Origin of the sequence: Capnocytophaga leadbetteri (genome assembly GCF_003054025.1) — a bacterium.
In the GTDB taxonomy this organism is placed as follows: domain Bacteria; phylum Bacteroidota; class Bacteroidia; order Flavobacteriales; family Flavobacteriaceae; genus Capnocytophaga; species Capnocytophaga leadbetteri.
The window spans coordinates 2,112-28,907 of sequence record NZ_QBKG01000018.1 but is presented as its reverse complement, the minus strand read 5'-3'; the positions used below and the strand labels follow the sequence as shown (position 1 = coordinate 28,907).

Genomic DNA, 26,796 nt, shown 5'->3' with positions numbered 1-26,796 from the left:
TTAATTATTAAAAAGATGTTATCAGAACAAGAAATCATTCGTAGAGAAAAACTAACCAAATTAAAAGAATTGGGGATAAATCCTTATCCTGCTCCACTATATCCTGTAAATACTACCTCTAAGGACATACTAACACATTATGAGGAGGGCAAGGAAGTCATCGTTGCTGGGCGATTAATGTCGCTACGTGTACAAGGAAAAGCATCATTTGCTACCCTACAAGATAGTGAAGGTAGTGTACAGCTTTACTTCAACCGCGATGAAATGTGTCCGGAAGAGGATAAAACGCTTTATAATGAGATATTCAAAAAACTTCTTGACTTAGGTGACTTTATAGGAGTAGAAGGGTATTTGTTCATCACTAAGATGGGTGAAAAGACAGTAATGGTTAAGAACTTTACTCTTCTTTCTAAAGTATTGCGCCCATTGCCTATGCCTAAAGTAGATGCTGATGGCAAAGTGCACGATGCCTTTACCGACCCTGAGCAGCGCTATCGTATGCGTTATGTAGATTTGGTGGTGAACCCTCAAGTGAAAGAGGTGTTTATCAAGCGTACAAAACTGTTCAATGCGATGCGCCAGTTTTTTAATGAGGCAGGCTATTTGGAAGTAGAGACACCTGTACTACAAGCTATCCCAGGGGGGGCTAGTGCGCGTCCGTTTATCACTCATCACAATGCATTGGACATCCCGCTCTATATGCGTATTGCCAATGAGCTTTATCTAAAACGCCTTATCGTAGGAGGTTTTGATGGTGTGTATGAGTTCTCTAAGAACTTCCGCAATGAGGGAATGGATAGAACTCATAACCCAGAATTTACTGCAATGGAAATCTATGTGGCTTATAAAGATTATCATTGGATGATGGACTTTACTGAGCGTTTGCTTGAGCATTGTGCTATAGCAGTAAATGGTACTACTAAAGCAACTTTTGGAGCTCACACAGTTGATTTTAAAGCACCTTACCCTCGTGTAACGATGACCGATGCCATTAAGCAGTTTACTGGTTTTGACATTACAGGGAAAACAGAAGAAGAATTGAGAGCTTTTGCACACTCCATCGGTATAGCGGTCGACGAGACAATGGGCAAAGGTAAGTTGATAGATGAGATATTTGGAGAGAAGTGCGAAGGCAACTTTATTCAGCCTACCTTTATCACTGATTATCCTAAAGAGATGTCGCCACTTACTAAAGAACACCGTGATAATCCTGATCTTACAGAGCGTTTTGAGTTAATGGTATGTGGTAAGGAGATTGCTAATGCTTACTCAGAACTCAATGACCCTATTGACCAGCGCGAACGTTTTGAAGAGCAATTGCGACTCTCAGAAAAAGGAGATGACGAGGCTATGTTTATTGACCAAGATTTCTTGCGCGCTCTTGAATATGGTATGCCACCTACCTCTGGTTTGGGAATTGGGATGGATAGATTAATTATGTTCCTAACCAATAATGAGAGCATACAAGAAGTGCTTTTCTTCCCGCAAATGCGCCCCGAAAAGAAAGGTGTAGAGCTATCTGAAGATGAAAAGGTAATCTTTGAACTACTAAAAACCTCAGAGAAATTGTTACTTGATGCGCTTAAAGAACAAGCAGCTCTTTCTAATAAGAAATGGGATAAGGCTATCAAAGGACTTACCAGCAAGAAAGTAGCAAAAGTGGCAAAAGAAGGAGAAGAACTATTTGTAGAATTAACTAAATAGGAATTTCAGTTATATAGTTAAAAAACTTTGCCAAAGGTTGTAGAAGACCTTTGGCAAAGTTTTTTTGTTAATTGTAAATTTATTAATTGTTAATAGAAAGGTTATCCATTTGTTTTATAGAAACCAAAGAAAAGAATATAGCCATAACAAAGTATGAGTATAAAGAAAGCCATTCTGAACCCTACATAATCGGTGAAGAAGCCATAAAGGAGTGGTATGAAACCACCGCCAACAATCATAGTGCAGAGAATAGCAGACGCTTGTGTTTTCATCTCTCCAAGCCCTTCACTACTCAATGCAAAAATAGTAGGGAACATAATAGAATTGAACAGTCCGATGAATAATAAACTCCACATAGATAACAGTCCATCGGCATTAATAGAGATGAGAATGAGTAGAATGACTATTGATGAGGAAAGCATTAGTACTTTGGCAGGCGCAAATACCTTAGTAAGGTATGCCCCTATAAAACGCCCTATCATAGCATTCCCCCAATAGAAAGTTAAGAATATAGCCACAATAGCTTTAGGGTCAGCTGAGGTAAGGTCAGAGCCTAGTATTTTGCCAAGACCAATGAGTAAAGTACTCATAGTAGGACTCTCTAAAATTTCTTTTTCTATATTAATTTCTACAAAATAATTGACGGCAAAACTGCCTATAACTACTTCAGCCCCTACATATACAAAAATTCCTATTGCTCCTAATACTACAGAATTCTTTTTTAATAAATAAAAGCAGCTTTCTTTGCTTATATCTTCTTCCGTAGTTAAATTGACATAAGGCAGTTTGGTAACCGAGAAAACAAGGGCTAATATGATAGCCCCTAAGGCAATATAAAGAGAGGGAATCTGTATAGCTAATGCTTCCGCTTGAAAATAAAAGCTTCTATCTATATAATTGAGCTGATTAATTTCGATTGAACTTTTTACCTCATCTTTTAGTATATACACAGCAGCAGCTATAGGGGCAAAAGTTGTGCCTAAAGCGTTGAAGGCCTGTGAGAACGTAAGTCGGCTGGGGGTAGTGGTTTCGCTTCCCAGCGCTGCTACATACGGATTGACTGCTACTTGCAAAAAAGTTATTCCGCTACCTAATACGAAAATAGCAACCATAAAAAGAGAGAAAGAGCGTTCGTCAGCAGCAGGATGAAAAAGTAAAGCACCTAATGCAATCAGGGCTAAGCCTAAGGTAATGCCACGCTGATAGCCTATTTTGGAGAGGAGGCATCCTGTGGGAATAGAAAATAATAGATAAGGCAAGAAAAAGAAGAATACTATCAGACCCGTACGGGTATAGTTGAGTCCGAATACATCGCGTAGGTGAGGAAGTAATAATTGAACGAGTACTGTTAGTCCGCCAAAGAGGAAAAACAGTATCGCTACAAATATAAAGGCTTTAGTACAGAGTTTCTTTTTACTCATTACAATATCTAAGTATTAATGTTTTGGTTATCGTTCGTTACATACTCGGTGCTAACTTACCGACTTTTGTTCGTCACATACTCGGCTGCGCCAGCTCGCCGACTTTCCTTCGCTCATCGTTCGCTTATCCTTCGCTCATCCTTCGCTCATCGTTCGTCATAAACTCTGTCAATTTTCCTTCAGTTAAGGAATGAGAAAAATGAGATAAGAGAAAAAATATGCTTTTTGTAAAGAATGATATAATTTTTTAAGCGTGCAAAGGTAAGGTTATATTTAAAAAATAGTTAAATTTTAACGTTTTATTTTTGTTGTATTTGTAACATTTTATTGTATATATCTGATATTCAGAAGTTATAAAATGTTATATTTTTTCGTTTTAACATTTCTGTTCAAAAGCAGAGAGGCGTTGAAAAAAAGTTTTTATAAAAAGTTTACGAAAAGTGTAGGTTATATAAAAAAAAGCAGTACCTTTGCGCTGACAAATAACGGATAACTAATTTGACTAAAACAATGAAAAACTGGTTTTTAAACGTAGCGATTTTCTTACTGACAACTGTGTTATATGCACAAAGCGGTGTAGTAACGGGCGAAATTATTGATGGTGAGGAGAAAGTGCCATTGATGGGAGCGGGCGTGCTGGTAAAAGGTACCGCGCACGGGGTTTCGACAGATATGGACGGTAAGTTCAGCCTAACGGTAAGTGCCAATACGGGTACTATAGAGGTGTCGTACTTAGGGTATGTAACTAAGGCTGTGCCTTATAAACTGACTAATGGGAAGGCACACTTAAGAGTGGTGCTTGAGAGCGATCAGCAATCGCTTGGGGAAGTGGTAGTAACTGCTAAGAGTACCCTTATAGATATTGCTAAGGAACGCAAGACACCTGTGGCAGTATCGACTATTCAGGCGGCTGAGATAGTAGATAAACTCGGCACTCGTGAACTACCTGAGATACTAAACCGTACGCCTTCGGTATACGCTTCGAGAAGTGGAGGGGGCTTTGGAGACTCGAATATTAATGTGAGAGGTTTTGATAGTAAAAACGTAGCTGTAATGGTAAATGGTATGCCTGTGAATGATATGGAGGGTGGTACTGTTTATTTTAGTAACTGGTCTGGGCTATCGGATGTAACTTCGGCTATGCAAATACAGCGCGGACTTGGGGCTTCGAAAATAGCAATTGCTTCAGTAGGAGGTACGATTAACTTTATTACGCGTGCTTCGGATATGAGTGAAGGAGGTACTGCCTATGCAAGTTATGGTAGCAGTGGTGAATATAAGGGTTCGGTATCGTATAACACGGGTAAGAGTACCACAGGCTGGTCGGCATCGGTGTTGTTTAGCAAGAACTGGGGACGTAAGTATGCTGATGGTACTAACTTTGATGCTTATAGTTATTATTTTGCGTTAGGATATGAGCCTTCTAAAAAACACAGTTTTCAGTTGATGTTTACAGGCGCTCCGCAATGGCACCATCAACGTTATTCTACTTCTATACAAAATTATCAACGCTATGGAGGTACAGCAGATGAGCCTAACAGACGTTATAACTCGGATTGGGGCTACCTAAATGGTGAAGAGTTTTCAACCAGAAGAAATGTGTATCACAAGCCTGTAGCGATGTTGAATTGGGATTGGCATATTACCGAAAGTACTTCTTTGAGTACGGTGCTTTACGCTTCAGTAGGTAGAGGTATGGGGTCAAGCAATGAGGGACAAGGTTCTGCTATTACTCCTAATGGTACTACTTATTCTTTGAAGAATGTAAACATTTCGTCAGTACGTACTGAAGATGGTCTTATAGACTTTGATAAAGTGGTACGCTATAACAAAGGGGAAACAGTAGAGGGATTAGCCCCAATGCAGCACCCAGGGGAAATAAATAGAGAGGGAGAAGTAACAGCTCCTAATGGACAGAAGTTTAGAGGAAGACAAGGTTTTGCACGTGGCGGTTCAGTGAACTCGCACGACTGGTATGGAATTTTGACTAATCTTCAGCACCAAATTGACAAAAACTTCACATTTAATATGGGGTTAGATGCAAGATATTATTACGGATATCACCATAAGGTAATCACAGATTTGTTAGGTGGTAATTCGTACTACGATACTTCAAATAAAAATGTAACTGCCCCTCGTAATCAGAATATTATAAATGCTGTAAAGCCTGCAGATATATCTTTTAATCCGTTTGCTAAAGTAGCTCCGGTAGAAGAACAAATAGGCTATAGTAATGATGGAGAGGTAAAATGGTTTGGATTATTCTCTCAATTTGAGTATTCAGATGATCATTTTTCAGCATTTGTACAGGGTTCTACTTCAGTACAATCTTACCAACGTGTGGATAACTTTATGAAGCCAGGTACTTTGGCAGTAAGAGGTAATCCGGCAACTGCTATGGATACTAAAACAGGTTTTAAAAATATTATAGGTTATAATATTAAAGGTGGTGTAAACTATAATATTAATGAGCAGCACAATGTATTTGCTAATGTAGGTTATTATTCAAAACAACCTTTCTTTGACTCAGTTTATCCTAATTATAAAAACTTCTTGAACCCGTTGGTTACTAATGAAAAGATATTGGGAATGGAATTAGGGTATGGTTTTAAATCGGAATTTGTTAATGCTAATTTGAACCTATATCGCACTTCTTGGAAAGACCGCTTTTTGCGCAAACCTAATAACTTGACAGTAGGAGGAAACGAAATTCGTGCTTTTGCCAATATTTTAGGGATTGAGGAAGTACACCAAGGTGTAGAATTAGAAGCTAATGCTAAGATCAATAAATATCTGAAAGTAAATGCGATGCTTTCGTTAGGGGATTGGTTTTATAAAGGAGATGCTACTGGTACCCTTATCAACGAAAACAGTAATCCGATAGACTTGCAAGGTAATGAAGTACCTGCAGGAAGCGCTGCTCAAACAAAACTTTTCTTAGAAGATGTGAAAGTAGGAACAACAGCTCAGACGACTGCTGCCCTAGGATTAATAGTATCGCCTATTGATAATCTGAAAATAGATATAGATTGGAGATATGTAGATAACTTATATGCAAATTTGAACGTTTCTTCATTTACTTCTAAACAAGCCGCTGAAAAAGGAGCGTTGAGATTACCTGCTTTTCATTTGTTCGACTTAGGGGCTTCTTATAAATGGCAACTTACTGAAAAACAACGTATTTCACTTTTTGCACACGTATATAATTTGTTAGATACTTATTATATAAACGAGTCGTATGATAATATACACGCTACTGATAGAAGTATAACCTATAAGGGTATAGATGTAAATAACAGAGTATACTTTGGTGATGGTCGTACCTTTAGCTTTGGCGTACGCTATAACTTTTAATTAAATAAAAACAATAAAAAACATAAAAGGCTGCCGGGAAGGTGGCCTTTTTTTATTTGTCAATTATTTGCTATTTTTTTGTATCTTTGCACCTCATAATTCTAAAACATACTTTTTATGCTTATTAACTGTAAAAGACATTCTATATACGAAATCTTTGAAGCCTATATACATACTTCTGAAAATTATGAGCCTATAGACTTTGTTTTTGAACTTATCAACTATTTTAGACGGAAGAATAAAAATAAATCTATTCATATACAGGAACTTATAGATGAACTTAAGCACAACCCTGAACGTATTGCCTTTTTGAGGGAAAAACTGTATATGGTATTTGCTAACAAAAAGAAGGTGATTCTTTTTACTGATGCGGGGCTGCTGAATAGTGTGTCGTTTTTTAAAGAGTTGAGGCGGCGTATAGGTCGCCAATTGATACCTGACCAGCCTTCGCAAGATAGTATACAGTATGTGCTAAATCAGCTTTTTTATAAGCCTTCTGATGCTAAGTGGCTCTTGCGTATACCTATGGAAAATTGGAAGGAGCTATTGGATATATTGGGTGTAGAGACTTTTTATCAGAATGAAGGAAAAACGACCTCGCAACAAATACTTTTGGCTATAATGATACTCTCGCAACGTATGGGAGGGCTGGCTTTGCAAACAGATGTACTGCGTATGGTGCCTGAATATGCGCACTTGAATAGTCCGTTTATAGCTCTTGATGATGAGTTGAACAATTTAGCACGAACATTGGCGAAAGAGGATAGACCTTATTTGTATATACAGGATCAGGAGTTAGACTATAAGCAACTGAATATATTGGTAAGTCAGTGTGAGGATTTTATTAATAAAGCAGATGCTAATGCAGGGAAATACGGGGTTAATTTTAGTGTAAACCAGACACTTTTGCTTATACGGCAGCAGCTGAAACGTATAAAAAGGCTTTATAATTATCTTTTTATACAAAAAGATAGTGATATGCGCGAAAAAGCTATTGATTTTTATTTAGATATGGTGAAAACTAATTCTAAAAAGAACAATGTGCGCAAACTTATAGACGATAGTGTGTATAATATCACTTATGAAATCACTAATTATACGGGTAAGACAGGAGAACACTATATTACTTCTACTAAAGGGGAGTATTTTAAGATGCTTAAGACTGCCCTATGGGGTGGGGTGATAGTGGCTTTTATGTGTTTGATAAAGCTCTTCCTTTCTATGATTCCTGACCAAAGCGCTTTTTTGCGTGCCTTTAATTACAGTTTGAATTATGCTATAGGTTTTGTGATGATTTACCTTACGGGCTCTACCTTGGCTACTAAACAGCCTGCAATGACGGCATCGACTATTGCTAAGACGTTGGAAAACCTCAATGTAAATGATACCAAAGAAAAGTATAAGCGATACTCTGCCTTTACGGCACTTTTTACGCGTTTGTTTCGCTCGCAGTTTATTGCTTTTGTAGGGAATGTATTTGGGGCGTTTCCGGTATCGATGTTGCTGATAGTAGGGGTAAGTTCGTGGTTGGGCTATAATTTTGCGGCTAAGAAGAGTTATCACCTATTGGAAGATTTGAATATTTGGCATACGCCTGTGTTCTTGCATGCTTGTATTGCGGGGGTATTTCTGTTTTTATCGGGGATTATAGCGGGTAATGTAGCTAGTGTAAATAACTTTAATAATTTTTATTACAGGCTTTCAGAACATCCTTTTTTAAAAGGCTTTTTTGGTAAGAAACGTATGCAGCGTGTAGCTAACTGGATGCAACAGAAGTGGCCTTCTGTGGTTTCTAATATATGGTTTGGGGTATTTATGGGGAGTGCTTGGGTTGTTGGTGATTTTTTTAAGCTACCGATTGACATACGACATATTACCTTTTCCAGTGGTAACTTAGCCTATGGACTTTATGGGGTAGATTTTATTATTAGTTTTGAGAATATTATTTGGTGTGTATTGGGGATTGGTATTATTGGTTTTGGCAATTTTATAGTGAGCTTTCTGCTCTCGCTTTGGATAGCTTTGCGTTCGCGCGAAGTACCTCTCTCAGAATTGAAGCACTTAGCAGGCTGTGTGTGGCGTGCATTTAGAGCCCAACCTCGTGCTTTCTTTTTACCAGTGAAAGAGAAAGGTGAATAATAAAAAAGAGAGACGCTACAATATAGCGTCTCTCTTTTTGTTTTTTTTGATATCCTATTTGTTATGCTCTTGTAAGTAGGCTTTTCGTACCTTTTTGAAGAGCTCAGATGAATAGACAAAGTCAGTTACAGCTTCGTTATCCGTTTGGAAGATATTATCCTTAGAGCCTTCCCATTCTTTGTATCCATTTTTAAGGAATACTATTTTAGCCCCTATTTCCATCACAGAGTTCATATCGTGGGTGTTGATGACAGTAGTGATGTTAAACTCTTCAGTAATCTCTTGGATCAGGTTATCTATTACGATAGAGGTTTTGGGGTCGAGACCAGAGTTAGGTTCATCGCAGAATAGATAGTTAGGATGATTGACAATAGCGCGAGCAATGGCTACCCGTTTTTGCATACCACCAGAGATTTCTGACGGTAGCTTGTTCTCTGCATTTACTAAGTTTACGCGGCTAAGCACTGTATTGGCGCGCTCACGTATTTCTTCAGGGGTATGCTTAGAGAACATTTTTAGAGGGAACATCACGTTTTCGAGTACAGTCATCGAGTCGAAGAGGGCACTGCCTTGGAATACCATTCCCATTTTTTGGCGTAGGGCTACTTGCTCTTTGCGCTTCATATCGGCGTACTTCACACCATCGTAGATAATGTCACCACTATCAGGGATAAAAAGCCCTAATAGTGATTTGAGAAATACGGTTTTACCCGAACCACTCTGCCCGATGATGAGGTTTGTTTTACCTTTCTCGAATGTAGTAGAAATACCTTTGAGCACCTCTACGCCATTAAAAGATTTACGTAAATTTTCTACTTGTATCATACTTCAGCTGAAGAAACGACTGCTTCTTTGTTAATTTTCTTTACTAACCCTTGTAGTACTTTACCTGGACCTACTTCTATAAATGCTGAGGCACCATCTGCTATCATTTGTTGCACACTTTGTGTCCATTTTACGGGTGCAGTAAGCTGATTGATAAGGTTCTTTTTGATGTCGGCTTCGCAGGTAACTGCGGTAGTAGTAACGTTTTGATATACAGGGCAAAGAGGCTTGCTAAAGTGTGTTTGCTCAATAGCGGCTGCCAATTCTTCTTCAGCAGGCTTCATCAGTATAGAGTGGAAAGCACCACCTACAGGCAGAATGAGTGCGCGCTTAGCTCCTGCTTCTTTCATTTTCTCGCAAGCAGCTTCTACGGCTTTTAGTTCGCCTGAAATTACTAGCTGACCTGGGCAGTTATAGTTAGCAGGGGTTACAATACCTTCTACTGAGGCGCATAGCTCTTCTACTTTACTATCTTCTAAGCCCAATACGGCTGCCATAGTGCCAGGCTGTAGTTCGCAAGCTTTTTGCATAGCAGCAGCGCGTTTGGCTACTAATTGTAGTCCATCTTCAAAAGTTAGCGTGCCATTAGCTACTAGGGCAGAGAACTCACCTAATGAGTGCCCAGCAACCATCTGTGGGGCAAAGTCTTTGCCTAATACCTTGCTTAAGATAACAGAGTGCAAGAAGATAGCAGGTTGGGTTACTTTTGTTTGTTTTAGTCCTTCATCAGTGCCAGCAAACATTTCTTTGGTAATAGCAAATCCTAATATACCGTTAGCGGCTTCAAAAAGAGCTTTTGCTTCTGCTGATTTTTCGTATAGGTCGAGCCCCATTCCTACGAATTGTGCTCCTTGACCAGGAAAGATATATGCTTTCATTGCTTTATTTTTTTATAAGTTTATACATTCTGTTAAAATATCTTTAGCCACAGCTTCTTTGCTTTTTAAAGGGAATTCTTGTAGCTTTTCAGGGGTAATAAAAGTTATTTTGTTAGTATCAGTGCCAAACCCAGCTCCTTTATCGCGCAAAGAGTTAAGCACTATACCATCTAAGTGCTTCTTTTGTAGCTTAGTGCGTGCGTTTTCTATCTCATTCTCTGTTTCTAAGGCAAAGCCAATAAGCTTTTGCGTAGTTTTTAGCTTTCCTAATGAAGCTAATATATCAACTGTAGGGATTAAGTTTAGACTAAAGTTATCGCCTTTTTTCTTTATTTTTTCAGGAGCTACTACCTCTGGAGTATAGTCAGCTACAGCAGCAGCAAGTATAGCGATGTCGCAACTGCTAAACCTCTCTACAGCAGCCTCATACATCTGTTTAGCACTTACCACTCTGCACAAATGTATATGGCTATTAATATTCTTTTCAGCTGAAGGACCTAGTACTAAATGCACTTCTGCTCCTTGCTTGGCTGCCTCATTGGCTAAAGCAATACCCATTTTGCCTGTTGAAAAGTTACCTACAAAGCGCACAGGGTCTATTGCCTCATAAGTAGGACCTGCTGTTATCAGTATTTTTTTGCCTTTCAGAGGTTGTGTTGTGCTGAAATTATCTTCTATCTCTCTAACAATATCCTCAGGCTCTGCCATTCGCCCTTGTCCTACTAATCCACTTGCCAGCTCGCCGTAAGCAGCTGCAATAATATGGCAACCAAAGGATTGCAGTTGGGCTAAGTTATGTGTTACAGTAGGGTGGGCATACATATCTAAGTCCATAGCAGGAGCAACCCATACAGGTACTTTTGCCGAAAGGTAAGTAGCCAAAAGCAGGTTGTCGCATTGCCCATAAGCCATTTTAGCAATAGTATTAGCTGTGGCAGGGGCTATTAGCATAAGGTCAGCCCATTCAGCTAAAGCTACGTGGCTGTTCCAATCGCCTTCAGTAGTCGCAAATGTGCTAAGTACAGGGTTTTTAGATAGGGTACTGAGTGTCAGTGGGGTGACGAACTCTTTTGCTTTTTCGGTAAGTATGACCCTCACGGTATGTCCTTTTTTTACGAATAGCCGTACTAATTGAGGCGCTTTATAAGCAGCGATACCGCCCGTGATACCTAAGAGTATGTTCATCAGCTAAAAAGTTTTAGGTAAAAAAGGCTTCGAACAGCAAGCCCCAAAAGCTCACAGCCCAAAGCCCTATATTAAACAAACTATAATATAAAAGTATTTTTATTATTCTGTTTCACGAAAATATACTTTCCCTTCTAACCATTCTTTTACGGCTATAGCTTGTGGTTTAGGCAGGCGTTCGTAGAAGCGAGATACTTCTATTTGTTCTTTGTTTTCAAAGATTTCTTCAAGATTGTCATTATTAGTAGCAAAAGCCTCCAACTTCTCTACCAATTCCTTTTTTATTTCGGCATTTATTTGGGTAGCACGTTTAGCAATAATAGAAATAGCCTCATAAATATTGTTAGTAGGGGCTTCTATTGCTGCTTTGTTATACGTTACAGTGGTTGTTGGCGCGTCTATTCTTTTAAAATCCATAATGAATAATTATTTTTGAGATGTAAAACTTTTCAATGATGTATTGATTTTTTTCAGCATATTATCAGCTTCTTTTTTGTATTTCGTTTCTGGGAAAGCGCGAAGAAGCGTATCATAGGCTTCTTTAGCAGTATCTAAGCGTTCTTTTTGCTTGCTTTCTACACTGTTGATGGCCCACTCGTATGCTGAATGCAACCGTGTGTAGAGTGCTTCTTCTCTAAACACACTACCTGGGTTATTAGCCAAGAAGTTGTCTAATGACTTCATAGCTGCCTGATAATCACGGATAAGGTCATACTGCTTAGCTATTTCAAATTCTTTTTTCTGTAGCTGAGTCAGTAGGTTTAAAATCAACTCATTAGCCTCTTTAGCATAGTCAGAATCGCTGTACCTATCCATAAAGTACTGCAACTTTTCTAATGCTTGATAGGTGTAGGTCTGATCTACGCTATAGGTAGGCACTTGCATATATAGCGATTTAGCCTCTAAGAAAGCTGCTTCTACAGCCTTAGCGCTGCGAGGGTATATCTTCTGCAATCGCTCAAAAGGGTAAGTAGCCAAGCTATATTGCTTCATTTGATAGTAAGCATCGCCCTGCAGAAAATAAAGACGCTCTCCTTGGGGTTTCCCAGAGTATTCTGAGGCTATTTGCTCAAAAAGTTTTACAGCTTTTCGGTATTTCTTAGCCTTGTATTGCTTCTCAGCTTCTGCGTATTTCACACTCGAATCGGTTGATTTTAAGGCTTTTTGGTATTCCCCACAAGAGGTAAGACCAAAGCCCAACAGCCCGATGATGATATATTTTCTTATTAACATTCGGCAAAAGTAAATAGTTTTTTTGAGATAACCAAAATTATGTGAGCATTCCTCCATCTACATTTAGCACTTGACCTGTGATGTAAGCCGACATATCAGAGGCTAAAAACACACAAGCATTAGCTACATCTTCAGGTTGTCCACCGCGTTTTAGAGGGATACTATCACGCCAGCTTTGCACCACTTTCTCGTCTAATACAGCAGTCATTTCAGTTTCTATAAACCCTGGTGCTATAGCATTGCAGCGGATGTTGCGCGAGCCTAATTCAAGAGCGATAGACTTAGTAAAGCCTATGATACCAGCCTTAGAGGCAGCATAGTTGCTTTGTCCTGCATTTCCTTTTACACCTACTACGCTACTCATATTGATAATTGAGCCTTTGCGTTGTTTAAGCATAAAGCGTTGCACAGCTTTAGTCATATTAAACACCGATTTAAGGTTTACTTCTATCACTTTGTCAAAGTCCTCTTCGCTAATGCGCATCAGTAGGTTATCTTTAGTGATACCAGCATTGTTTACTAGTATATCTACCCCACCAAATTCGGCTACTACAGCATCAACAAATTCTTGCGATTGAGCAAAGTTAGAGGCATCACTCTGATAACCTTTTACTTTTACCCCTTGTGCGCTTAGTTTTTCTTCTAATTCCTTAGCAGCTTTAGCTGATGAACTGTATGAAAAAGCTATATTAGCTCCGTGTGCCGCAAATACTTCAGCTATACCACGCCCGATACCTCTGCTGGCACCTGTGATGATAGCTGTTTTTCCTTCTAATAATTTCATATAAGTATAAATTCTAAATTCTTAATCGTTTTTATCCTCCTACTCGCTTCACTTTAAATCCTTTTTCTTTCAGCAAAGCCATTATCTTATCGCGGTAGTCTCCTTGTATAAGTATAGTATCATTTTTCACCGCTCCTCCTACGCCCAATTGGGTTTTAAGTTCTTTGGCGAGTATCTTAAAATCGCTGTCAGCACCGTTGTAGCCTTCTATCACCGTTATTGGTTTGCCATTGCGCTTTTCGTACTTACATAGCAAAGGCTCGTCTTGCATCCACACATTGGGGCGCACTTCTTCAGGCACTTCTTCCTCCTGATGGTCAGGAAAAAGCATTTTCAGCTGACTTCTTAAATCCATTTCAAAAATCTTAATTGCGAACCTTGCTATAGTTTACTTCTATTTTCACCTCTTTTATTACGGTGCTTAAAGGTGTTACCACAGCACTTTCAGTAGTTTTTCCTTTCTGACTACCTGTTAGGTAACTCTTTACAGTACTGTTTTTTACGTTTGAAATTACAGCAATACCGAGCGGTACATTAGTAGTATTGCCATTCACTATGTTCAATAAGTGATTAGTGATGCGCAGGCGATAGTATACCCCTTTGCCGTTCACTTTGTGTAGAGGTACTAAGTGTACTAAGTGCGAGTAAGCAGCTGTTTGCGCGTTAGCAGTAGGGTCGTAGCCATAGTCAGCTAATGGTGCCCCTGTATTGGCATTGTATATGTACAAACGTTCAGGTTCTTTTTGGTAGGTAACCGATTGGTCTACGTATAGTAGTATGCTCGCATCGGTTATCATTAGCTTTTGGTTTTTGATAGTATTAATATCAGCATCAGCTATTTTCAGGGTAGCCCCGTGTCCTAAAGCACCGCTGAGGTAAATTTTGCTACTATCGGTCGTTGCACTGCCATTTTGGCTGAAAAGGTTCATCGTTATGCCACTTATAGGTAGCTCAAATCGTTTCTTAAATACCTTACTATCACTAGTATAGCTGTAGGCTATTTCTATTTTAGCCGCTGAGGTATTGAGCATCATCATCAGGTCTTTGCTGAAGTCTGAAGCGCTGATAACTAACCCTTTGAAGTATTGCTTAAAGTCATTGAGATTAGAGAGCACAGCAGCTCCTTCTTGACTGATAATTTTGCTCTGAAAGAAGCTTGTACTCAACGGAATGCGCAACCCTGGAGCTAATATATCTTCTACTTTCTTCGATTCGTCCTCCGTAGTTTGAAGATTGTCAAACTGATAACGCACTATAGCTTTATTATCGATGGTATAGGTAGCACCAGTAGCCGAAGCAACAGAAGCTCCTATATGAGCATTTATAGCGCTGTTGTTGCTGTAGTACTCTTTAGCGTTAAGGTTAGTCCCTATGTCGCTTAAGTAATAGTTAAGCTCTTTTACATCTATTTTGAATTGCGCTGCTTTATTGCCGTAGATAGAGTCCAGAGTGTATTCAGCATTCTGGGTGTAGGTAGGCTTTTGCAAGCTGCTAAGAGGGTTAAAGAATGGAATATAGAGATATGCCTCTGTTACCGTTTCATTCTCTTGCTTGTTATCTTTGTTTTCATTGGCTTGCGATAGCTCCCCAAATACAGGATTTACAGACGAAAGCCCTACTTGTGCTACTATGGTAGCCGATTGGGTGCCAAAAGGAGCTTGGGTGTACTGACCTAAAAGGTAGCCTCCTAGTCCATTAGTTTGCACTGCCTCTGCTGTAGTTTGCGATACTGTAAAGGTAGGCGTGAGCACTGATGTAGAAAAATTAGGGTCTTTCAATAAAGCTCCGTCTATTTCGTTAAACGAATTGTCCGAACAAGCCGTAAAAAGAGGGAGCAATGAGGCAAAAAATACTATTTTAAGAGGGTTCTTCATTCTATATAGCTTATTTCTTTAATATTTTTTCATAAAATTGGTGATAAGATTCTTGAAAAGTCTCTTTATCACTGTTATAGAGTACCGGCTTTCTGAGGTTTTTCAGATAGGTGCGAAAGTCTTCAGGCATTTTATCTTCTTCACTTACCACTATCACCCCGTCAGAGTATTTTACTGCTATGCGCATAAGGTTGTGATAAGTAGGATTTTTAAGCGGGTCTACTGTCTTTTTGCTTATTCCGTCAAAAGCTACTTTGTTAATAAGATCAGTGTTTATAGTTCCTTCAAAATCAGCGTCCGTTACCGAGGTGATAATTTTGCTTTCAGAGAAAATAGGCTCATCTTTGTAATAGCTTCGCAAGTATAGCGGTAAAAGGGTAGATACCCAGCCGTGTATGTGGATAATGTCGGGTAGCCAATTGAGTTTCTTTACGGTTTCTACAATACCTTTAGCAAAGAAAATACAGCGTTCGTCATTATCAGGATACATATTGTTTTGTTCGTCAAATAGCGTGCCAGAGCGATGAAAATACTCATCATTATCTATAAAATACACCTGAATACGCTCTTTAGGAATAGAGGCTACTTTGATAATGAGGGGCACATCTATATCATTGATAACAATATTGATACCTGAAAGTCGAATCACTTCGTGCAATTGGTGTCGTCTCTCATTGATATTGCCAAATTTTGGCATAAAAATCCGTATCTGTCCGCCATTAGCATTTACCATCCTCGGTGCTTCAAACGACATATTAGCTAACTCACTATGAGGCGAATAAGGCAATACCTCTGATGATACGTACAGTACTTTTTTATCTCTCATAAAAAGGATATTGAAAAATTGATATAATGCTTAGAAAGCACAAAAGTACAAAAAAATATGGACATATCCATAAAAAATATATAAGTTTGCACCCAAAAAAGATTTATAACGATGATTTACAACGAACAAAAGGCGCTTCATAACGCCTTGCAAAGTCTTAAGAATCAGGGGAAAACCATAGGGTTAGTACCCACAATGGGTGCCTTGCACGCAGGGCATTTATCACTAGTGAAAAAAGCAAAAGAAGAGAACGATATAGTGGTGGTAAGTATCTTCGTAAACCCCACTCAGTTCAACAATCCCACCGACTTAGAAAAATATCCACGCACTTTGCAAGCCGATGCGCAATTGCTATATGATTTCAGTCCCGAGATACTAATTTATGCCCCTTCAGTAGCCGATGTGTATGGTGATGAGGCAGCCGCACAGCATTTCGATTTTGGAACACTCGACAAAGTGATGGAAGGCCCCTCACGTCCTGGGCATTTTGACGGCGTGGGGACTATAGTAAAGAAGCTATTTGAGATAGTAACTCCTGATAGAGCGTATTTTGGCGAAAAGGACTACCAGCAGCTGCTTATTATCGAGCGAATGGTAGCACAAACAGGCTTACCAGTTACGGTAGTACCTTGTCCTATAGTGCGCAATGCAGAGGGCTTGGCACTAAGTTCGCGCAATGCACTACTTTCTGAGGCTATGCGCCAGCGGGCTACTTTCATCTATCGAACCCTACAGCAAGCCAAAGAGCGTTTTGCTACCCATAGCCCTGCAGAAGTAACGGACTGGGTAACGCAAGTATTTGCTAACGAACCCGATTTTCAGTTAGAGTATTTCACTATTACCGATGCGCATACCCTTCAGCCCATCACCCAAAAAGAAGAAGGCAAAGACTATCGTGGTTTTATAGTAGTACACGCCGAAGGAGTTAGGCTGATTGATAATATCTCAATGAATTAAGTTAATAAAAAAGATTGCCAAAGTTCTAAACTTTGGCAATCTTTTTTTATTACAAAATCGTCAATTGGCAAATTGACAAATTGGTAAATCAACTAATCAGCCAATAGTTTGGTTATGATAAACACATTTTCTTTCTCCACACCTATTACTTCGTGTTCAACGTCAGCAGGTATTTGGTAGGTATCAAGGTCTTTGAGTACAACTTCTTGTCCGTAGATAACAAAACGTACTGTTCCTTTTACCATTATAAGGGTAGCAGGTACATCAGTAGTATGTTTTTTCAGTACCGCTCCTTCGCCCAAAGCAACCGCTACTTGGCGTACGCTTTTACCGTCTTTTACAAAATAGGTAGTCTGTTTATCGTTGCGAAACTCCAATTTATCAGCTAAATTCACTTTTTGTAGTGCAATGACTTGTGCTACACCACCGCCATTAACAGCCGTGATGCCGTGTTTTTTTAGTATTGCTTCTGCTTTGCCTGAACGTCTTCCTGAGCGACAGAATAGTACTATGTTCTCCTTGTTTTTCAGGGCACTCCACTGCTGTTCTAATTGCTCAAGAGGCATATTGATAGCCCCTTCAGCCGATCCATTTCCAAATTCTTCAGCAGTACGAACATCTACCAGTACTACATTTTTAGCGTTGATACGCTCGCTAAGCGTTTGGGCGTTTGCACATATAATCATAAGCAAAAATACATATAAAGTAAATGAATATTTCATATTATAATTAGTAAATTAGTAAATTAACAAATTGCACAAGCATACTCTTCAACAGGTTGTTCTGTTATAGTATATTGTTTTTTAGAGCGCTTTATTTCAATATTTCTACAGTCTAAATTGTATTGAGATTGTAGATGTAGCCAAAACGAAGCAGGTATACACAATTCTCTTTCTAAGAGAGAGGCTGTATCTACCGTTATACTTCTTTTGCCACTGATAAGTTCATCTAAGTAAGATGATTCCACTCCCAAAAGAGAGGCAAATGTTTGTAGAGAGATATTGCGAGCTTCTATTTCGTCTTTTATTACCTCCCCAGGGTGAGTAGCTATAAAGGGAATTAATTTATTTGTGGTCATATCATTGTTTTTTTATTGATAATGATTATTAAGTTCCATTTATGTTTAGTTTTTCCTTCTTCATATAATTCTTTCAGACAGTCTTCTCGAAAAATAATTTCCATAAAATGATTGATTTTGTTTTTATTTTTATCAGGTTGATTTATTGCTTTTTAGATTCTAACGACTAATGACTAACAACTAACGGCTATTATTTTAGTCGTTAGTCGTTAGCAAGGGCAATCAGCAAATCGCCAAATCGCCAAATCGTCCAATTAATTCGCTAATTCCTTCATTTCTTCTAAAAATCGTTGTGCAAGAGCATCAGCTTCTTCTTGGCTTTTAGCCTCGGTATAGATGCGAATAATAGGCTCAGTGTTTGATTTTCGCAAGTGCACCCAACTGTTAGCAAAGTCAATCTTTACCCCATCTATGGTAGTGATAGGTTCGTGGGCATAACGCTCTTTTACAGCAGCCAACACCTTATCAGGATTCAAACCAGCTGATAGCTCTATTTTATTCTTACTCATATAGTAAGCCGGATAGCTCTTGCGTAGCGCACTCACTGTTATATTCTTATCAGTTAGCAGCGATAAGAAGAGAGCCACCCCTACCAGCGCATCACGTCCGTAGTGCAATTCAGGGAAGATAATTCCCCCATTGCCTTCGCCCCCTATGATAGCGTTTACTTCCTTCATTTTAGCTACCACATTCACCTCACCTACGGCAGAGGCAGCGTACTCTACGCCGTGTTTTTGGGCTATATCGCGCAAAGCACGCGATGAGGATAGATTTGATACCACATTGCCTTTATTTTTACTCAAAATATAGTCAGCGCAAGCCACTAAAGTATATTCTTCGCCAAACATTTCACCTTTTTCAGTGATAAAGGCCAAACGGTCTACATCAGGGTCTACTACTATACCAAAGTCAGCTTCTTTGTCTACCACTTCAGCGCAGATGTCGCCCAAATGTTCTTTTAGCGGTTCAGGGTTGTGAGGGAAGTGCCCATTAGGTTCGCAGTACAGCGGCAACACCTCTGCACCCAAACGTTCTAAGAGTTGAGGGATAGCAATACCCCCTGTAGAATTGACAGCATCTACTACCACCCTAAAGTGGCGTTGGCGTATTGCCTCTATAGTAGCTAAAGGCAATAGTGATAGTGCTGCGTCTATATGTCGTTGTATATAAGTATCGTTGTGCGAGAGAGTGCCCAGCGCATCTACTTCAGCAAAAACAGCGTTGTTATCAGCAGCTATGCGTAAGATTTCCTCACCCTCTTGAGCGTTAAGAAATTCACCTTGGTTATTAAGAAGTTTAAGAGCGTTCCATTGTTTAGGATTGTGACTTGCCGTCAGAATAATACCCCCGTCAGCTTGTTCCATTGTTACGGCGACCTCTACGGTAGGTGTAGTGCTAAGTCCCAAATCAACTACATCTATACCCAGTCCGATGAGGGTATATTGCACGAGGTTTTGCACCATTTCACCTGATAGACGAGCGTCGCGCCCCACTACCACTTTTATGCGAGTTTTATGTACGTGGTTTTTAAGCCAGAAGCCATAGGCAGCCGCAAATTTCACGGCATCAATAGGGGTTAGATTTTCGTCGGGCACTCCTCCAATAGTACCGCGAATACCTGAAATAGATTTTATTAAAGCCATAGTTTAATTAACGATTGTTATTAATATGTTGCAAATGTACGAATAATTTGTCAATTAGCAAATTTGTCAATTGACAAATTAAGTTTAGCAACTCTTCTCTCACCGAACGATGAGCGAAGGATAAGCGAACAATGAGCGAACAAAAGTCGGCGAGCTGGCGCAGCCCTCCCATTCTTCCCAGCCCTCCCATTCCTTCCAAATCCCCAAACCGAAAAAATCTAAAAATAGTGTTAAAGTTTTACACTGTGTCGTTTTTTATTGTACCTTTGCCGCCCAACATAAAATATTTCTTATATTGACCCAAAAATATTCTTTTATGCAATTATTAAAAAACTTGACATTCAAAGGCCTTCTAATAGCCTTCTTATGCTTGTCGTGGGGCGCAAAGGCTCAGCTAGCCGTCAATAGTGTGGTAGCCCAAAGCGAAGTACATTTTGCTAACAACACCAACTTTGAAATTGGTACCCTTACCATTAAGATAAAGTTGCCTCCTGCTAAAAGTACAGCCGAGGTAACCGTTACCTTGCCTACGGGTATTGAGTATGTAGCAGGTTCTGTAAGTGGTGGAGCCAATGCTACTTCGGTATCCCAAGTGGCAGGTAGCCCTCTTAATAAACCTGTGTTTACCCTTGTAGGTACGCCTAACACCGAAGTGGCTTTTACCCTTAAGCGTAAGCTTACTAAGGCTGCTACCGATGCTTTGGCAGGTAGATACCTTATCGATGAGGTGAAAGTAACAGTGGTAGGCGAACCAGAAGAAAAAGAAAAATCTAACCAGTATAGGGTAACGCCTCCAGTAGTTACGGTACAAGGTGTCACTCGAGTTGATAATGTCGAAATAGGCGAAAATACAGCTACCTTCGGCATACGTAATACAGGGGTAGGCTATACACATACCATCTACTTCTCTGTTGATTACCCTGCGGGTATTACTAGCGTACGCTTTACTCCTCCTACTGGGGTCACTTTAGCGCAAGTAGGTACCGTACCTGCTGGTTTTCACAATGCAGGAAAAACTTTGTACAGCCTTACCAAACCGGGTGGCTTTGCTAATAACGAGCTGGTAACTATTACCGAAACCTACAAAGTGGCTAGTTCTCTATGTGCTAAGCAGGTAAAGGCTGGCTACGTGCCTTATTGGGGCTTCTCAGCTACCGAACTATTTGACCAAAATACTAAAGTAGGTAGAGATATAAATGTAAAGGAATACAAAATTCCTTCTGTGAAACAAACTTTCGATTGGAGTAAAAGATATTTTGAGTACGGCGCAGGTCTTACAGCTGCTGCCGGACAAAAACTCGGTACTTTCTATACTTCTTTCAAGAACCAAAGTACCGATGGCTCTATAGCCTATGACAACCGAATGGATAGGTTAATCCAAGATCCTAAATACTACAAACCGGATAACTTCTATATCATTGCTACCGATGGTACTAAGATTCCAGTACCAAAAACTATTATTAACAATAATACTACAAAGTTTGACTTTCACGATTTGCCTGCTTTGGCCGATGCGGCTCTTACAGGCAAAGATATTGGTCTTACCGATGAAGATGGCGATGGCTACCGCGATGACCTTAAACCTGGTGCCGAGGTAAGATTGTGTTTTGATCTGATAGCTACAGGTGCCCCTGTTACTTGTGGTAATTATATAGTATACCCTAGTTTTTATTATCTGTACGAGAGCGCTTGTGGTAGTACAGGGGAAACAAGAGATTACGCAAATACCTATGCGCGAAATTTTGGATTTGCGAATAAAACGGCTTTCCCAGTGCAGTTGCTTAAAAATGCTCCTGAAAAGGGCTACTTAGCTCCCGCTATGACTACCGTAACAGCTTACGAACGTTACCAAAACGATGTCAATTCGAGAAATAATGATCTTCGCTACAACTATCATATGCAGTTGCCTTCGGGTATTGCTCTCAAAAATGTAGTATTCCATTATACCGACAATTTTACCGATACGAGTGCGCCTACTGTCGCTATTCCTGATGTGCCCGCTGGTGGATTGCTAGATTTTACCACCCCCGAAACGCCTCCTACAGGCATAACGGGTGACAATGTGCGCTTGTGGGGGCATATCTCTTTTGATATGGAACTCACCGACTGTACCGGAATGGGTAATGCTACGGCTATTCCGTATACCATTTCGCTAATGAATAGAAACCCAGATGGTACTTTCTTCCAAATGCCTCTAATTTGTAAAAATGCAAATATAGCTTTAGGCTGTACAGTACCTTGTACAGTAAATGGTCCTGAGATACTTAGTGCTAAAGTAGAGCGCGCCGATAACTCTTATGGTTGGACGGATGCTACTATGACCCAACGCGTACAACGCGCTAATATATCTGCAGAGCAACGCCGTAAAGTGTTGCCTTTAGACGATGTAGAATTCTTCGCCGAAGGAAAACAATCGCCTAATGCTGCATCCGATAACCTATTCTATTATACTTCTGTAAAAAAACAAGCAGATTTAGATCCTAAGTTTATCAAAGTAAAAATAGGTACTCACGAAGTGACTTTACTTGCTACCGACCCAGGTGTGGTAACAAATGTTACTGATGCCAATGGCAACTATTACCGTTGGAATCTTACCGATGCACTACCTTCCGGAACTTTAGGCAAAAACCAAACCTTCTCGGTAGTAGCTACCTATCAGGTAAAGAATACAGTACAAACTTATGGCGTAGAGGAGCAATCGGGTATTGCCTCTTATTTCTATACCTTAGCCGATAAGAATGATCCCGCCGTTAGCCCGCAAGGCTATCATACTAACGCGTTGCGTTGTGGAATAACCTTTGTGCCTATTTTTAATTATGCACATACAGCTACGAAGTATGGCAGTAACTCTTATGGTTTGACAGGTTGTTATCCTAACTACATAGGGGGCAATCTTATTTACTCAGGTCGTCAACAAGGAGGGGGAAGTAGTTTTTATACTGAAGAATATCGTCCAGGGCGTTTGATCAAGAAGATTGTTATTAAAATGCCTTTGGCTTACAAAATCCTTAGTACCGAATATATCTATATTGCGGAAGCTTCTCAAATTAAGAATGGAGCGGCTCGTCCTAGGTTTATGATTCCTTTAAATAAATGGGTAGAAACTACCGAAGGTGGTTTCCGTGTGTACACCTATACCAATCCTCAGCGAGGCGATGCACTTTATTTACCTCCAGGGATGCTATGGACAGACTACTCCGAATTTTTGCGTGCTTCAGTACGAGGTTCTTGCAAATCTAAAGATTACAAGAGAGAAATAACTCCAGGAAGAGAGGCTACAAGTGCTGAAATATCGGCAGCGGGCGAAGTGCTAACAACTAGTGTAGACTATGAGGATTACTACTATCACTATGCGTCAAAATCTACCTCACTGCCTAGCAATCAACAAAAAATAGCGGAAATTAAGTATTCAGGTAAACCGCAATTATTATTAGGAGCACAAGGTCAAGGCTCTACTATTAGGGCAGATAGAAGTGAGCAACAAACAGTTTTCTCTATCGAGACACGTTACAATACGGCTCCTAATGCTTGGATATCTATTCCAGATGTTACAGGAATGGAAGTTTTGGGCTTAGAAGAGGTGAATGATGCAGCGGGTACTTCAGTAGTTAGTACGCTTACCCCCGAAACGAGCATTTCGGGCGAGAAGATGTACTTCTTAAACCAGACTTTGCAAGTAGGTACCACAAATCAAAAATACTATCGCTTGAAATTTAAACTTACCAACTGTAGTAATCCACAGATGAAGTTTAAAGTGTATGCGGGCTGGAATTGTGAGGGCAACCCTACCGGAGGTCTTAATGAGGCTTGCGACGAGAATTCCTTAGAGTACACTGTAAATATAGCTCAAAGTAAGAAAGAGATAGAAGTAGCCAGCAGTCCAGCTAGCTTGCCAATGTGTACCCAAACACCATTTGAGTACATTGTAAAGAGTACCGATGAGGGTGATATCTTCGGAGCTAACTTAATAGTTACCCAGCAGCCAGGTATTATCATCAGCGATGTAGAGGTTGAATATCCACTAAACTCAGGTAAAGTGTACAACACAGCAACCTTAGTAGATGGCAAAAAGATAGGAGTAGCAACCGCTACCGGTAAAATAACCTATCAGCTGTCTGATATATTGCCTAAAGGTTCATTGCCAGGTTCGGTAAGCACTAATATAGAAAACGAACAGAAGTTCAAAGTACGTTTTAATGTACAACCAGAATGTAACTTTGTCTCAGGTTCTTCTTTTGATATAGACCTAGAAGGTAACAACCTTTGTGGAGTACCAGCTGTAGGACCAAAAATTGTAGCTATTGTCGCAGGAGTGCAAAATGCGAGTGTGAACAATTATAATGTACTATTATCAACGATTGATTATATAAGTGGTAATGCCAATGCTTGCGATCTTGGTGCTACCTACAAGGTGCGTGTAGCGGTAAATGCTACCCCTGCAAATCCTTCGTTTGAGATAGGTGATAATGCTCGTTTGCACATACGTTTCCCACAATCTTACGATATACAAAATAGTGATATTTCGGTAGACAGAAATGCTTTCCCACAAGCTACAGTCAATTGGGTAAATCCTACAATCGAATCAAGAAACGTTGTAGGAAATGAAACCGAGATATTGATGGTAGTACCTAAGGGAATGAAAGATACGCACTACTTTGATGTATTCTTGAAGATTAAACAAAAAGCCAATACTTTGGTAGATTGTGCTGTCGAAAGAAGTCTGAAAGTACTTACTACCGATAAGGTAACCAATATACCTTGTGCTACACTCACACCACCTACTTGTCCTGCTCTTGTAGTGAGTACCTCACCCGAAAGGACAGCAGTGATCAAAAACAACCGTTCAGAAATATCCCTTGCCGATGTTCAGGTAACGGCCGTACCACAAGTCAATAAAGAAAATCTAACTGTTCAATACAAGTTAGCCAATGCAGCAGGAGTAACTGCTTATAACGGACGATTGGTAATAAGTCTTTACAACGATATAAACAACAATGGTTTGGTAGATAGTGGCGAGGTTTTAGCTACTCACACAAGTACGCAAAGCTTAGCAGCTAATGCGACTTCAGCGGTACAAAGCTTTACCTTTTTAGCCGATCAGTCTCAAGTATGTCGTTTGCGTTTAGCAATCCGCAACGAGGATAACAAATGTCTCTGTGGCAATAAAGAACTTGCCTTGCCAACGCCAGCGCATATTAGTGGTTTAGTGAGCAATCTCACTACTTGCGAAACCGAGTCAGTAACTTTTGCCTACAATGCGGCAGCACCTGCTTATGATGCTTATACTTGGTCACCAGCAAGCTACTTGTCGGCAGCCAATATAGCAGCACCTACGTTCTTGTATAGTGGCACGAAACTTACGGCTCCACTTACAGTTACCTATACCCTAACGGTAAAACGCACCAATGGTTGTGAATCAACCCAAACAGTAACCGTATTAGTAACTCCTAATACCGCTACGCCATCACCTACGACCGTGAACTTATGTTCAGGAAATACAGTACAGAGTCTAAAAACGTACTTAGGCGGTTTAGTGTCAGGTACTTTAAAAGTATATGCTACTGCTACGGCAGCCGCCGAACTGGCTAACACTACTGCGCTAACCGATAATACTACTTATTACTATTCAGCACAAGTAGCCGGACAATGTGAAAGCACACGCCAATCTATTTTAGTGAAGATAACCACTATGCCAACGGTATCTTCCTCTTACACCTATTGTGCTGGTACCAAAGTAGCAACCTTGTGGGATGCTATTGACCCTACCGATAGTGATAGACTACTTAGAATATACACTACAGCCACAGGAGGAGCGCCTTTAGATAGGACAGACCTTTTGCAAGCAGGTAATTACTATGTTGCCAAGATAGCTAAAAACGGAGCAAACATTACTTGTGAGATTCCTCGTGCTCTTACAACGGTACATATTCCTACAGTGGCTACCCCAACGGTCAGTGCAACCCTAGCCTTATGTCCTACAACAGCAGCAGGCAGCGTTTCGTTTGCTGGTTATGTAACAGCCGCTACAGGAAATACCTTACGTTGGTATGCTACCGCTACCGATACCACTCCATTGGCAGCAGCGCCTACTATCAGCACTCAAGTGGTTAATAGTACAAGCCAAACAGCATATGTAAGTCAGGTAACAGCAGCAGGTTGTGAAAGCGGTCGAGCAGTTATCACCTTAGTGGTTAATGATACTACCCCGCCTACACTTAATGCACCAGCTCCTTTAGTAGTTGATTGCCGCAATGCAGCTGCTAATATCAATACTTGGCTCAATAGCGCTACCGCTACCGATAGCTGTGGTACCGTAAGCCTTACCAATACCTATAATGCACTAGCAGACTTCTGCAATGTGCCAAGCGGTACTCTTACCATTAGCTTTGTAGCAAAAGATCCATTTGGTAATACCACTACGCAAACGCGTACCATTACCTTAATAAATATAAAAGCCGAAAATGATACCTTTACCGTTACTCACGGCGCAGTAGCTACCACAACAGCTAGCAGCGTACTTACTAACGATAAGGTAGGAACTCAAACTGCTACGGCAGCTACAGTGAGTATGACAGTCGTTACTCCAGCAACAGGCGTAACGGGTAGCGCAACACCTACCCTCAATGCCGATGGAACAGTTACTGTCCCTGCCGGAACAAAATCAGGTACTTATCAAATCGGTTATAAGATATGCCAAACAGTAGCAGCAGTTACCGTTTGCGATACTGCTACCGCTACTATAGTAGTGGGAGCACCAACGATCACCGCAACGCCAGATACCTTTACCATAACCACGGGCACAAGCACTAGCTCAGTGATTGACAACGACCACATCGGTACTGCAACGACCACCACTAGCACAGTAAGCATAGGAGTGGTAACGGGCGCAACACCT

Annotated in this window: 18 protein-coding genes; 5 read left to right on the top strand and 13 right to left on the bottom strand. The window is 40.2% G+C overall.

The features are described from left to right. Positions 1 to 15: 15 nt before the first annotated feature. Positions 16 to 1,704 carry a lysine--tRNA ligase gene (lysS, locus tag C8P65_RS10630; protein ID WP_107782782.1) on the top strand — a complete coding sequence of 563 codons (1,689 nt, stop codon included), beginning with the start codon at positions 16 to 18 and terminating at the stop codon, positions 1,702 to 1,704. A gap of 101 nt (positions 1,705 to 1,805) precedes the next feature. Here the strand turns inward: lysS and C8P65_RS10625 are convergent, their stop codons facing one another. Further along, entirely contained in the window at positions 1,806 to 3,125 is a 1,320-nt protein-coding gene (locus tag C8P65_RS10625; protein ID WP_107782781.1) for an MFS transporter, read from the bottom strand. Between the two features lie 510 nt (positions 3,126 to 3,635). On the opposite strand from C8P65_RS10625, the gene C8P65_RS10620 reads away from it, so the two are divergent. Together C8P65_RS10620 and C8P65_RS10615 are read left to right on the top strand one after the other, a co-directional pair. After that, entirely contained in the window at positions 3,636 to 6,479 is a 2,844-nt protein-coding gene (locus C8P65_RS10620; protein WP_107782780.1) for a TonB-dependent receptor, read from the top strand. 117 nt (positions 6,480 to 6,596) lie between these two features. Next, complete coding sequence (locus tag C8P65_RS10615; RefSeq protein ID WP_107782779.1) at positions 6,597 to 8,618, top strand: recombinase; 2,022 nt, start codon at positions 6,597 to 6,599, stop codon at positions 8,616 to 8,618. Positions 8,619 to 8,672: 54 nt separating this feature from the next. Here the strand turns inward: C8P65_RS10615 and C8P65_RS10610 are convergent, their stop codons facing one another. From C8P65_RS10610 to C8P65_RS10570, 9 genes are all read right to left on the bottom strand, one after another. Next, positions 8,673 to 9,443 (bottom strand): ABC transporter ATP-binding protein, encoded by a 771-nt coding sequence (locus C8P65_RS10610; RefSeq protein WP_107782778.1) that lies wholly within the window; start codon positions 9,441 to 9,443, stop codon positions 8,673 to 8,675. Next, the gene (gene fabD / locus C8P65_RS10605) at positions 9,440 to 10,321 is read right to left on the bottom strand and encodes an ACP S-malonyltransferase (RefSeq protein WP_107782777.1); all 882 of its coding nucleotides are present in this window, start codon (positions 10,319 to 10,321) and stop codon (positions 9,440 to 9,442) included. The genes C8P65_RS10610 and fabD overlap by 4 nt, the downstream gene beginning before the upstream one ends. Positions 10,322 to 10,333: 12 nt before the next feature. Then, positions 10,334 to 11,506: a bifunctional phosphopantothenoylcysteine decarboxylase/phosphopantothenate--cysteine ligase CoaBC gene (gene coaBC / locus C8P65_RS10600; protein WP_107782776.1), complete on the bottom strand. Its 1,173-nt coding sequence runs from the start codon at positions 11,504 to 11,506 to the stop codon at positions 10,334 to 10,336. 102 nt (positions 11,507 to 11,608) lie between these two features. Further along, on the bottom strand, positions 11,609 to 11,923 hold the full coding sequence (locus tag C8P65_RS10595; protein ID WP_009733866.1) for a DNA-directed RNA polymerase subunit omega: 315 nt from the start codon (positions 11,921 to 11,923) through the stop codon (positions 11,609 to 11,611). 9 nt (positions 11,924 to 11,932) lie between these two features. Continuing rightward, complete coding sequence (locus tag C8P65_RS10590; protein ID WP_107782775.1) at positions 11,933 to 12,739, bottom strand: outer membrane protein assembly factor BamD; 807 nt, start codon at positions 12,737 to 12,739, stop codon at positions 11,933 to 11,935. A 37-nt stretch (positions 12,740 to 12,776) separates the two neighbouring features. Continuing rightward, complete coding sequence (gene fabG / locus C8P65_RS10585; RefSeq protein WP_095914461.1) at positions 12,777 to 13,523, bottom strand: 3-oxoacyl-[acyl-carrier-protein] reductase; 747 nt, start codon at positions 13,521 to 13,523, stop codon at positions 12,777 to 12,779. A 31-nt stretch (positions 13,524 to 13,554) separates the two neighbouring features. Beyond that, positions 13,555 to 13,878, bottom strand: a complete 324-nt coding sequence (locus C8P65_RS10580) for a translation initiation factor (RefSeq protein WP_095914462.1) — start codon at positions 13,876 to 13,878, stop codon at positions 13,555 to 13,557. Between the two features lie 10 nt (positions 13,879 to 13,888). Then, positions 13,889 to 15,397 carry a DUF4270 domain-containing protein gene (locus tag C8P65_RS10575; RefSeq protein ID WP_107782774.1) on the bottom strand — a complete coding sequence of 503 codons (1,509 nt, stop codon included), beginning with the start codon at positions 15,395 to 15,397 and terminating at the stop codon, positions 13,889 to 13,891. Positions 15,398 to 15,407: 10 nt separating this feature from the next. Beyond that, positions 15,408 to 16,223, bottom strand: coding sequence for a glycogen/starch synthase (locus C8P65_RS10570; protein ID WP_107782773.1), 816 nt, complete (start codon positions 16,221 to 16,223; stop codon positions 15,408 to 15,410). A gap of 111 nt (positions 16,224 to 16,334) precedes the next feature. Here C8P65_RS10570 and panC point away from each other — a divergent pair, with 111 nt between their 5' ends. Beyond that, on the top strand, positions 16,335 to 17,180 hold the full coding sequence (gene panC / locus C8P65_RS10565; RefSeq protein ID WP_107782772.1) for a pantoate--beta-alanine ligase: 846 nt from the start codon (positions 16,335 to 16,337) through the stop codon (positions 17,178 to 17,180). Positions 17,181 to 17,272: 92 nt separating this feature from the next. Here panC and C8P65_RS10560 read toward each other — a convergent pair whose 3' ends face one another. From C8P65_RS10560 to glmM, 3 genes are all read right to left on the bottom strand, one after another. Then, positions 17,273 to 17,902: a rhodanese-like domain-containing protein gene (locus tag C8P65_RS10560; RefSeq protein ID WP_107782771.1), complete on the bottom strand. Its 630-nt coding sequence runs from the start codon at positions 17,900 to 17,902 to the stop codon at positions 17,273 to 17,275. Positions 17,903 to 17,925: 23 nt separating this feature from the next. Continuing rightward, positions 17,926 to 18,258: a HigA family addiction module antitoxin gene (locus C8P65_RS10555; RefSeq protein WP_107782770.1), complete on the bottom strand. Its 333-nt coding sequence runs from the start codon at positions 18,256 to 18,258 to the stop codon at positions 17,926 to 17,928. Positions 18,259 to 18,512: 254 nt separating this feature from the next. After that, entirely contained in the window at positions 18,513 to 19,901 is a 1,389-nt protein-coding gene (gene glmM, locus C8P65_RS10545) for a phosphoglucosamine mutase (protein ID WP_107782769.1), read from the bottom strand. Positions 19,902 to 20,217: 316 nt separating this feature from the next. Here glmM and C8P65_RS12130 point away from each other — a divergent pair. Further along, positions 20,218 to 26,796, top strand: a 6,579-nt coding sequence (locus C8P65_RS12130) for an Ig-like domain-containing protein (RefSeq protein WP_170069105.1), incomplete at its 3' end; no start/stop codon positions are given.

Coding starts and splice junctions, on each gene's coding strand:
- C8P65_RS10580 (WP_095914462.1), bottom strand. CDS start 13,878: ATGGATTTAAGAAGTCAGCTGAAAATGCTTTTTCCTGACCATCAGGAG.
- glmM (WP_107782769.1), bottom strand. CDS start 19,901: ATGGCTTTAATAAAATCTATTTCAGGTATTCGCGGTACTATTGGAGGA.
- C8P65_RS10575 (WP_107782774.1), bottom strand. CDS start 15,397: ATGAAGAACCCTCTTAAAATAGTATTTTTTGCCTCATTGCTCCCTCTT.
- C8P65_RS10615 (WP_107782779.1), top strand. CDS start 6,597: ATGCTTATTAACTGTAAAAGACATTCTATATACGAAATCTTTGAAGCC.
- lysS (WP_107782782.1), top strand. CDS start 16: ATGTTATCAGAACAAGAAATCATTCGTAGAGAAAAACTAACCAAATTA.
- C8P65_RS10570 (WP_107782773.1), bottom strand. CDS start 16,223: ATGAGAGATAAAAAAGTACTGTACGTATCATCAGAGGTATTGCCTTAT.
- C8P65_RS10620 (WP_107782780.1), top strand. CDS start 3,636: ATGAAAAACTGGTTTTTAAACGTAGCGATTTTCTTACTGACAACTGTG.
- C8P65_RS10555 (WP_107782770.1), bottom strand. CDS start 18,258: ATGACCACAAATAAATTAATTCCCTTTATAGCTACTCACCCTGGGGAG.
- C8P65_RS10610 (WP_107782778.1), bottom strand. CDS start 9,443: ATGATACAAGTAGAAAATTTACGTAAATCTTTTAATGGCGTAGAGGTG.
- fabG (WP_095914461.1), bottom strand. CDS start 13,523: ATGAAATTATTAGAAGGAAAAACAGCTATCATCACAGGTGCCAGCAGA.
- C8P65_RS10560 (WP_107782771.1), bottom strand. CDS start 17,902: ATGAAATATTCATTTACTTTATATGTATTTTTGCTTATGATTATATGT.
- panC (WP_107782772.1), top strand. CDS start 16,335: ATGATTTACAACGAACAAAAGGCGCTTCATAACGCCTTGCAAAGTCTT.
- C8P65_RS10590 (WP_107782775.1), bottom strand. CDS start 12,739: ATGTTAATAAGAAAATATATCATCATCGGGCTGTTGGGCTTTGGTCTT.
- C8P65_RS10595 (WP_009733866.1), bottom strand. CDS start 11,923: ATGGATTTTAAAAGAATAGACGCGCCAACAACCACTGTAACGTATAAC.
- coaBC (WP_107782776.1), bottom strand. CDS start 11,506: ATGAACATACTCTTAGGTATCACGGGCGGTATCGCTGCTTATAAAGCG.
- C8P65_RS10625 (WP_107782781.1), bottom strand. CDS start 3,125: ATGAGTAAAAAGAAACTCTGTACTAAAGCCTTTATATTTGTAGCGATA.
- fabD (WP_107782777.1), bottom strand. CDS start 10,321: ATGAAAGCATATATCTTTCCTGGTCAAGGAGCACAATTCGTAGGAATG.